Origin of the sequence: Streptomyces sp. NPDC127068 (assembly GCF_042724695.1) — a bacterium.
Classification (GTDB): Bacteria; Actinomycetota; Actinomycetes; order Streptomycetales; family Streptomycetaceae; genus Streptomyces.
Window position 1 is genome coordinate 114,368 of sequence record NZ_JBHXEN010000021.1, and the last position, 9,266, is coordinate 123,633.

The following is a 9,266-nucleotide window of genomic DNA, read 5'->3' on the forward strand; positions in this document are numbered from 1 at the left end:
CCCGCCCCCGGTGACGCCGCGGGCGGGCGCGCCCCCCTCCACCGCCCGCCGGGCGGGGGGCGGCCCGGGGGCCCGGCCCCCGGCGGGGCCGCCCTACAACTCCCGAGCGGGGTCGGGCGGCCCGGCTCCGTGGTGCTCGCCTACCAGGTGTGGGCGACGTCCACGATCACCTGGTCACCGGATTGCAGGACCCGGAACGGAAGCTTGGCCCGCAGCCCCAGGCCGACCTGGGTCTGCCCTTCGAAGCTGGCGCCGAACTTGGTGTCCTTGAAGGTCCGGTACCCGCTGATGTTCACTCCGGGGAGCGTCTGCCCGGGAACTCCGGGATAGACGACCGCGCCCGTCGCCGGGTTGTAGCTCGGGGCGTTCACGAAGATCTGGAGGATGGCGCCGCCCGTGACCGGGATCGGGGTGCCGGTGCCGTCCTGGTGGAAGGAGTCGACGTAACCGACGTGGTAACCAGCCGTGCTGGGCGCACCGGTGATGTCGAAGACGATGCGGTCGTAGCATGCGTGCTGACCGGTTCTGATGTTCTTCAGCGGTTCGATGACCGAGTCGGTCTGGGACTTGGTGCCGCTGCCCCAGGCGGTGGAACACGCCGCCGCCGAGCCGGCCTTGTCCGCCTGACCGCCGGCGGCGCCCGCCGCCCCGGCCGTTCCCCCGAGCGTGGCCCCCGCCAGCACGAGTGCCGCGGCCACCTTGCCTAACCTGCGCATGACTTGCCTCCGGATGAGTGGAATGTGCGGTGGGGCGGTGCGCCCCCTTACGCGCCCCACCCTTGCGCGACCCGCGCACGGTGTCATCCGTGCAGGTACTCAGATGTGCGGGTGGGTACCCGCACGGGGCGCGGCCGGCCACCGGGTCACGGGCAACGGACCACCTGGGCCGCGTAGGACAGCCCGGCGCCGAAGCCGAGGAGGAGCACGGGAGCGCCGCTGGGGACCTCGCCGCGCTCCAGGAGCTTGGAGAGCGCCATCGGGACGCTGGCGGCCGAGGTGTTGCCGGACTCGACGAGGTCCCGGGCCACGACGGCGTTCGTGGCACCGATCTGCCGGGCCAGGGACTCGATGATGCGCACGTTGGCCTGGTGCGTCACGACCGCCGCCAGGTCCTCCACGGCCACCCCGGCCCGTGCGCAGGCACTGCGGGCGAGCGGTGCCAGCTCCGTGATCGCCCACCGGTAGACGGTGCCGCCCTCCTGCCGGAACAGCGCGGGCGGACCCGTCGGGCTCGGAGACCCGAGCGTGATCGCACCGCCCCGTTCGGGTCGGGAGCCCCACACCACGGGTCCCACGGCGTCCGCCGCGGTCCCGCCGTCAGCGGTGCCCGCGGTCAGCACCGCGGCGCCGGCACCGTCGCCGAAGATCACACAGGTCGAGCGGTCCTGCCAGTCCAGGAAGTCGCTCATCTTGTCGGCCCCGATGACCAGGGCCGTGCGGCCGGCACCGCCACGGATCGCGAGGTCCGCGGTCGACAGCGCGTAACAGAACCCCGCACAGGCGGCGTTGACGTCGAACACGGCGGGGGAGGGCAGCCCGAGCCGGCGGGCGACCACCGCGGCGACACTCGGCATCCGGTCCACCGCCGTGCAGGTGGCCACCACGACCAGGTCGACCTCGGCGGCGTCGACCCCGGCCCGGGCCACCGCCTTGGCCGCCGCACCCGTGGACATGTCGGCGACGCTCTCGTCCGGCCCGGCGATCCGGCGGCTGACGACCCCCACCCGCGATCTGACCCAGTCGTCCGAGGTGTCGACCATCGTGGCGAGTTCGTGGTTCGTGAGGACCCGCGCCGGCTGGTGGTGGGCGAGGGCCAGCAAACGGGTTCCGCGGACGGGCAGGGCCATCAGTGCTCCAGGAGTGCGATCGGGACGACACGGACGGTGCCGACACCCGCACCCGCCCGCCAACGGTGCCCGTGGGCCGGGCGAGTTGGGCGAACGACGGGGCGAGCAGGCAGGATGCCGGGGACGGGACGTGACGGATGCGGCGGACGAGGAGGAGCGGTGGACGACGCGGGGACGGACGAGAGGGCGTCGGCGACTCCGGTACGCACCGAGGTGCGCCTGCTGTGGGCACCGGACGCCGCGGCGGCGGCACTCGCCCGGGCGCGCCGACTGCTCGACCCGCACGAAACGGCCCGGGCCGACCGCTACCAGGACGAGCGGGCCCGCCGGCTGTACGTCACCGCGCACGTCGGACTGCGCCTGCTGCTCGCCGCCCACACGGGTATCCCGCCCGAGGACCTCCGCTTCACCCGCGAACCGTGCCCCGGATGCGGCGGCCCCCACGGTCGGCCGACGCTCGACGGCGTACCCGGCCCGCACTTCTCGCTGTCGCACGCCGAAGACGCCGTGCTGTACGCACTCGCGTCCGCGCCGGTCGGCGTCGACATCGAGTCGGCGCGGATCGCCGCGGGCGGCGACGCGGTGCTGCGGCGCCGCACGAGCCGGCTGCACCCCGAGGAGCAACGGGCCCTCGCGGTGCTGCCGCCCTCGCGCAGATCCACGGCCCTGTTGGGCTGTTGGGTGCGCAAGGAGGCGTACGGCAAGGGGCTGGGCACCGGCCTCGCGGGCGACACCACCTCCCACCCGGTCGGGCTCGCGGCGGACGACCGGCCCCGGCCCGTCGCGCCCCCGCCCGGATGGACGCTCGTGGACGTGCCGGCCCCGTCCGGCTACCGCGCCGCAGTGGCGGTGCGCACCCCGGAGAGCACCGGGGTAGGGCTGGACCTCGGCCGGCTGCACCTGGACCCGACCGGGCCCGCCGCCGTCACGACGGACCGGACGTCGCCGCGCTGACCACACGGTTCAACCGGTGCATCCGGGTGGCCAGGGACATCCGGCCCTCCAGCCGGAAGGCCGGCGGCGTGCGCCCGTCCACGTCCGTGAACCCGTACTCCTCGGCCAGGTCCCCCGTGCTCAGGACCGCACCGGAGCGCTCCTTGACGGCGGGGTCGGCCAACAGCGAGGCCACCGCCCGGCCCACGTACTCCGGCGAGTGCACCACCGAGGCCGGACCATCGCCCATCGCCGCCCAGGCCGCCTCGACGCGTTCCGTGCGGACGAAGCCCGGATGCAGCGACACCGCCGCCACCTTGCGCTTGCGCAGGTCGTGGGCGAAGCCGCGGGCCATCCGGTCGGACGCCGACTTGAACACGTCGTAGCCGACCTGACCGAGGTAGACCTCGCCGTCCGAGAAGCCGATGCCGACCACCAGGCCCCCGGGGCGCGGGAACATCAGCGGTACCAGACGGCGCGTCACGTCGTACTGGGCGCGCAACGACGTCTGGAACAACTCGTAACGCCACAAGGGCTGTTCCCAGAAGGGGGCGTCGAACGCCACCTCCGACGAACGCTCGTAACCGCCCCACGCGTTGTTGACCAACAGGTCCAGGCCGCCCTCGTCCGCCGAAAGACGTTCCGCCAGCGCCTCGTTGAACTCGGGCACCCCGTGGTCACCGCGCACCGCGACGCCCTTCCCGCCGCGCCGGGTGACCTCCTCGGCGGTCTCCTCCACCGTGCCGGGCAGCCCCTCGGTGGGACGTCCCGCGCGACTGCTGCGCCCCGTGACGTACACCGTGGCGCCTGCCGAGCCCAGGGCCAGCGCGATGCCCCGACCCACCCCCCTGCTCCCTCCGGTGACCACCGCCACCTTGCCGCCGAGGTCCGGCGGGCTCCAACTGTCGTTCATGCGTTCCCCTTCCCCGTGAGGCCCCGAAGGGCCGGCCGGCCGCGTGTCGGGCCGGCTGCCGTCAGGTCGACTGCCCGGCGGCGTAGTCCAGTGCGGTCAGATAGGCCGCCGTGTCGTCGACGTGCGGCACCCCGTAGCGGGTGCGCAGCTCGGGCATGGACGTCGGCAGGACGCCGCCGCTGCACCGGGTGACCTCGCTGACGTCCCGCAGGACCGACATGAAGGACCTGGCCATCGGCGGCAGCGCCTCGATGACCCCCGGTTCCAGCTCGTCCGGGTTCACCACCGGGGGCGGCGAGAGCGTGCGCCCCCGACCCGCCAGGTGCTTGGCCAGGGTCCGTAGGCACGCCGCGACGTCCATGGCCTCGGCCCCGTAGGTCACCCAGTACTCCCCTGCGACATCGCCCTCGCGCAGCGCGCCCAACACCGCCAACGACAAGAGGTCCTGAGCCACGAAGTCCATCCGGACCCCCGGGTGCGCGGGGACGAACGGCGCCCGCCCGCGCGCCAACCAGTCCGACATCAACTGGACGATCTGGGCCTGTGAGGTCCAGCCCGTGCCGGATTCGCCGACGAGGTTGGTGGGCCGGAAGACGGTGTGCGGGAGTCCGCTGTCCCGGAGCAACTGCTCGGCGGACCGTTTCGACGCGATGTAGTTGCGGCACACGTTGCCTTCGCCGAGCGGCACCGGTGCCTCGTCGGACAGCGCGGCGACGAAGGCCGTACTGATGAAGTGGACGGGGGCGCCGGCCCGTTCGGCGAACTCGATGACCTGCCGGGTGCCGGTCACGTTGACCGGCTCGTAGCGTTCGGCGGGCAGTCCCCACTCGGTGAGCCCGGCCGAGTGGACGACGAGGTCGACCTCCCGGGCCAGCGCCGCGTAGCTGTCCTCGTCCAACCCGAAGCGGTCGGCGGACACGTCACAGGCCACCGTGGCGGTGGCTTCGGGAACCGGTCCCCGGTGGACACCGGCGACCAGCCGCAGCCCTCGGGCGGCGGTGGAACCGGTGCCGGGAGCGGCGGCGGTCCGCAGCAGGGACCGGCCCACCACCCCGGACGCCCCGGTGAGCAGGACCGTGCGGGATGTGCTCATGCCCGTGCGTCCTTCCAGTCCATCAGACGGGTCGCCGCCCGCGAGCCGACGTACAGCAGGGGGTCGGGCGGGAACGAGGGGGTGCTGCGCAGACTGCGGTCGCCCCGGTCCACGAACAGCAGCCGGCTCCATTCGGAGTCCTTGCCGAGCACCAGGTCGCGCAGGACCTTCCCGCCGGTGTGCGACGCCGCGATGCCGTTGCCGCAGTACCCGTAGCCGTAGCTGATGTTGCCGCCCAGGGTGCCGAAGTGCGGGGCGTAGTCCCGGACCACGTCCGCGGTGCCGCCGTAGGCGTAGCGGAAGACGACGTCCTGCCACATCGGGAAGAAGCGCAGGAACTCGCGGTGGATCTCCCGGTAGGGGGCCGCCCGGTTCATGTTGCGCTGCCGTCGGTCACCGCCGAAGTAGTAACGCACCGGGCCGCCGGCGAACATGATCCGGTTGTCCCGGGTGAATCGGGCGCAGGTCAACAGCGACTTGGCCTCGACCAGGCCCTCCCGGCCCTCCCAGGGCACCCGGCCCAGCTGCTCCTCGGTGAGCGGCTCGCTGACCATGGCGTACGTCCAGACCGGGATCACCTTGCGGCGGAACGGGGGGAACGCGTCCATGTGCACATTGGTGGCGAGGACGACCTTGTCCGCCGTGATCCGGCCGCCCGCGGTGACCACCCGGGGCCGGACTCCGGGTTCCACCCGCAGGCACGGCGATTCGTCGTACACGGTCACCCCCGCCTCGCGCACCACCCGGGCGATCCCGCGGGCCAGCCGGAACGGATTGACCAGCGCACCGCCGACCCGCGTGCCGCCGAGCAGCGCCGGCGAGCCGACGATCTCCCGGGTCTCCTCGGCGGAGAGCACCGGCGGCTGGCTGGCACCCATGAGCCCGGCGAGTTCCCGGTCCTCGTGGAGCCGCCGCACCTGCGCCCGGTCGGTGGCGACCATGAGGTAACCGTTGGTTTCGTACTCCGCGTCCACCCGGTGCTTGCGGGTGAACCGGCCGATCTCCAGGATCGACTTGCCGACGGCCTTCGACGCCTCCAACGCGCGCTCCGCGCCGAAGGTGTTGACGAGGGCCTGGATGTCCTTGCCGACGGTCGGGGTGGCGAACCCGTCGGCGCGACCGGAGGCACCGTAGCCGGAGTGCCGGGCCTCCACCACCCGGATGTCGAGCGCGGGCTCCGCCTGCTTCAGGAAGTGGGCGGCCCACAGTCCCGTGTACCCCCCGCCGACGATGCACACATCGCAGTCGACGTTGCCGCGCAGCGGCGGGGCGAGGGTCACTTCCTCCGTGTCATGCCAGTAGACGACGTGTCGATAGTCTTCCACGGGTACTCCTTGACCTGGCCGTTCTGCGGCGGGATGGTGCGGCAGTGCGGAGCGGACGGGTCACACCGCTTCCAGGACGATGCGGGCGAGCCCCAGGTGCCGGTCGCGGAAGTGGGTCACCGTCGCGCCGAGGTAGCGCTCGTAGTGGGCCACGGTGGTTTCCCCCGCGCAGCTCACGGCCGCCGCCCGGTTCCGGCGGAGACGGTCGTACCACTCCTGGCAGGTGCGCTCGTAGTGATCGGGATCGTTGCGCAGGGCGACGACGTCGAAGAGCCGTTCGCTGCTCTCGACGATCTCGGAGAGCGCCGGGATCTCCGACTCGGGGAAGATGGTTTCGCAGATGAACAGCAGGTCGCGCACGGCCTGCCGGCTCATCCGCACGTTGTTGCCCTTGACGTTGGACTGGAGGGCGATCCGCCCCCCTCGGGGCAGCCAGTCCCGGCAGCGCGCGAAGAACTCCCGGTAGGCGGCGATGCGTTGGGCCCGGGGTAGTCCGGTGCTGGCGAAGTGCTCGAAGGCCCCGATCGAGACGATCGCGTCGTAGGGCGCCTCGGGTGCGTGATCGATCCAGTTCTCCACCCGGACCTCGGTGCGCGGAAGGTTCCGCCGCTCCAGATGAGCCGCCTGGGTGTCGCTGAGCGTCAACCCCACGGCGTGCTCGACTCCGTGTGCGGTGACCAGGCGGTCCAGCATGCTGCCCCAGCCGCAACCGACGTCGAGCACCCGGCGGGCGCCGCCCGCCCGGGCGCCCGCGATCAGGTGGTCCAGCTTGCGTGCCTGCGCGCTCTCCAGGGTGTCCCCGTCCTCCCAGAGCGCGCAGGTGTACGTCATCCCCGGGTCGAGCCACAGTGCGTAGAACTCGTCCGACACGTCGTAGTGGTGCCGGATGGATTCCGCCGTCGCCCCCCGGTAGTCGGTGGCGGTCACGCGTCGACGCTGTCCTGGTCGGACTTCGCCGCGGTGTCCTGGGCGAGTCGCACCAGGTCACCCACGGTCTTCACGCTCGCGGCGCGGCTCTCGTCGAAGGTGATGTCGAGGTCGTCCTCGATGCCGTAGACGATGTCGGCTATCTGGAGGCTCGACAGCCCCACCTCGTCGAAGGTGGTCTCCGCGGTCAGGGTGTACCGACTCGCCTTGCTGCCCAGCTTCTTGGCAATCGTCCCGCAGACTTCTTCAACGCTGATCATGCGAAATCCTCTCCATGGCTGCATAAGGTTCACAGAACGTGTGGGAGGGGGCACAGGCCAGCCCGCACTGCGGGCGCCACATTCTCGGCGCACACCACAGCACTTCCCGTCGAGAGAATTCGACCAACACACCCCCGTGTGCTTTCAAACATACCCATGGATGGGGGGAATACAATGATTGAAAATCCAATCAGTTCGCCGGGTGTGGAGAGTCGCAGGTCAGCCAACTTGTCGACGCGACACGCCGGTTGGGAGCAACCCCCACAAGGCGGGGTGGGGGTGGCTCGTCGTTCGGGGGGAGTCGGAGATTTTGCTTGGCGGATGCGCCCCCGAAGTGTTTTGCTGGAGGCCGCAGCCGACCGGTCTCGGCCCGAAGTGGCGGAAAGTTCGGTTCCGTTTTCCCGGAGACCGTGATTCCGGTTTACCGAATACTCTCTGAGCGGTTAACGTCCGTGGGTTCCGAAGCTTCCGACAGAGTTCTGGGAGAATGACGCATGGCACAGGTCCAGCTTTCGGCAGGCACGGTGGACTACCAGGACAGCGGCGGGGAGGGGCCCGTGGTCGTCCTGCTGCACGGGGTGGCGATGGACGGCACCCTGTGGCGCAATGTCGTCCCCCTGTTGACGCCGGACTACCGTGTCGTGGTCCCGACCCTGCCGCTCGGCGGTCACCGGACGCCGATGCGGGAGGACGCCGACCTGTCGGTGGCCGGGGTCGCCGGACTCGTGGCGGAGTTCCTGGAAGCGCTCGACCTCCGGGACGTCGCGCTCGGCGTGAACGACTGGGGCGGTGCGCTCGCGCTCGTCGCCCTCGGTCGGCACGACCGGATCGGCCGGCTCGTGATCACGTCCTGCGAAGCGTTCGAGAACTACCCGCCGGGCCTGCCCGGCTCCAACCTGGTCACGTCCGCCAAGATGCCCGGCGGACTGGGCGTCGCCTTCGGCCTGCTCAAGCTCAAGCCCATGCGACGACTGCCCATGACCTGGGGCTGGATGTGCAAGCGGCCGGTGGCGCACGAGGTGATGGACGAGTGGTTCCGCCCCGTGTGGACCAACCCGGAGGTCCGCCGGGACCTGCGCAAGTACGTCCTCGGCGTGCCGCCCAAGGACGAACTGCTGCGTTGGACGGACGCGCTGGCGAAGTTCACCGGTCCCGCCCTGGTCGCCTGGGCGGCCGAGGACAAGGTGATGCCGCCTGAGCACGGGCGGCGACTCGCCGAGATCCTGCCCGACTCCCGCCACGTGGAGATCCCGGACAGCTACACCCTCATTCCCGAGGACCAGCCGCAGGTCCTCGCCGAACACATCAGGTCCTTCCTGCTGGAGACCGCCTCCGGCGGCAGCTAGCGGGCGGCAGGTCGGCGACTCGCGAGGGGAGTCGCCGACGACTGTCCGCCCACCCCCGCGCCCACTCCCGTTCCGGGGGTGCGGACGGGGGCGGGCGCAGAACGAACACAACGGGGGATAGACATGGAAGACCAGACCGAACCCACGCATGCCCTGATGACCCGGACACTGGCCGGAATGCCCTCGGCCCATGACCGGAACCAGGCCCTGCGGGACCTGGTGTGCGAACAGACCGCCGGACTCCTGGAGGTCGATCCCGCCACCATCGATCCCGGGCGCGCTTACCGTGACTACGGCTACAACTCGCTGGCCGCGGTGGAACTGACCGGCCGGCTCGGCAAGGCCACCGGCCTGACGCTGCCGCTCACGCTCCTCTTCGACCACCCCACGCCGGCCGCCGTCGCGGCCAGGCTCCTCGCCCTGCTGGGCTTCGAGGCCGAGGACACCGCTCCCCACAGCGCCCCGGCCGCCGGCGCGGCGCGCGCGGCGCGCGCGGAAGCCGCCGAGCCGGACGACGACCCCGTGGTGATCGTGGGTATGGGGTGTCGTTTTCCGGGTGGGGTGGTGTCGGCTGAGGGTTTGTGGGATGTGGTGGTGTCGGGTCGGGATGTGGTGGGGGGGTT

At 71.6% G+C, this 9,266-nt stretch carries 10 protein-coding genes; 3 read left to right on the plus strand and 7 right to left on the minus strand.

The window, feature by feature from the left end; translation table 11 throughout:
- Positions 1-140 precede the first annotated feature (140 nt).
- A complete protein-coding gene (locus ACFWIA_RS15805) occupies positions 141-716 on the minus strand; it encodes a hypothetical protein (protein ID WP_387004701.1) in 576 nt (191 codons plus the stop codon).
- A gap of 146 nt (positions 717-862) precedes the next feature.
- Positions 863-1,846, minus strand: a complete 984-nt coding sequence (locus tag ACFWIA_RS15810; RefSeq protein WP_387004703.1) for a beta-ketoacyl-ACP synthase III — start codon at positions 1,844-1,846, stop codon at positions 863-865.
- Between the two features lie 159 nt (positions 1,847-2,005).
- Between ACFWIA_RS15810 and ACFWIA_RS15815 the strand changes: the two genes are divergently transcribed.
- On the plus strand, positions 2,006-2,800 hold the full coding sequence (locus tag ACFWIA_RS15815; RefSeq protein ID WP_387004706.1) for a 4'-phosphopantetheinyl transferase family protein: 795 nt from the start codon (positions 2,006-2,008) through the stop codon (positions 2,798-2,800).
- Here the strand turns inward: ACFWIA_RS15815 and ACFWIA_RS15820 are convergent.
- From ACFWIA_RS15820 to ACFWIA_RS15840, 5 genes are all read right to left on the minus strand, one after another.
- Positions 2,772-3,692 (minus strand): SDR family NAD(P)-dependent oxidoreductase, encoded by a 921-nt coding sequence (locus tag ACFWIA_RS15820; RefSeq protein ID WP_387004708.1) that lies wholly within the window; start codon positions 3,690-3,692, stop codon positions 2,772-2,774. The two genes, ACFWIA_RS15815 and ACFWIA_RS15820, sit on opposite strands and share 29 nt — an antisense overlap.
- Positions 3,693-3,753: 61 nt before the next feature.
- Positions 3,754-4,785 carry an SDR family oxidoreductase gene (locus ACFWIA_RS15825; RefSeq protein ID WP_387004711.1) on the minus strand — a complete coding sequence of 344 codons (1,032 nt, stop codon included), beginning with the start codon at positions 4,783-4,785 and terminating at the stop codon, positions 3,754-3,756.
- Positions 4,782-6,110, minus strand: coding sequence for an NAD(P)/FAD-dependent oxidoreductase (locus ACFWIA_RS15830; protein ID WP_387004713.1), 1,329 nt, complete (start codon positions 6,108-6,110; stop codon positions 4,782-4,784). The genes ACFWIA_RS15825 and ACFWIA_RS15830 overlap by 4 nt, the downstream gene beginning before the upstream one ends.
- Before the next feature lie 60 nt (positions 6,111-6,170).
- The gene (locus tag ACFWIA_RS15835; protein WP_387004716.1) at positions 6,171-7,037 is read right to left on the minus strand and encodes a class I SAM-dependent methyltransferase; all 867 of its coding nucleotides are present in this window, start codon (positions 7,035-7,037) and stop codon (positions 6,171-6,173) included.
- The gene (locus tag ACFWIA_RS15840) at positions 7,034-7,297 is read right to left on the minus strand and encodes an acyl carrier protein (protein WP_387004719.1); all 264 of its coding nucleotides are present in this window, start codon (positions 7,295-7,297) and stop codon (positions 7,034-7,036) included. The genes ACFWIA_RS15835 and ACFWIA_RS15840 overlap by 4 nt, the downstream gene beginning before the upstream one ends.
- A 494-nt stretch (positions 7,298-7,791) precedes the next feature.
- On the opposite strand from ACFWIA_RS15840, the gene ACFWIA_RS15845 reads away from it, so the two are divergent.
- Positions 7,792-8,643 (plus strand): alpha/beta fold hydrolase, encoded by an 852-nt coding sequence (locus ACFWIA_RS15845; RefSeq protein ID WP_385494365.1) that lies wholly within the window; start codon positions 7,792-7,794, stop codon positions 8,641-8,643.
- A 123-nt stretch (positions 8,644-8,766) separates the two neighbouring features.
- Positions 8,767-9,266 (plus strand): phosphopantetheine-binding protein (locus tag ACFWIA_RS15850; protein WP_387004722.1); only part of this gene is annotated, 500 nt, incomplete at its 3' end.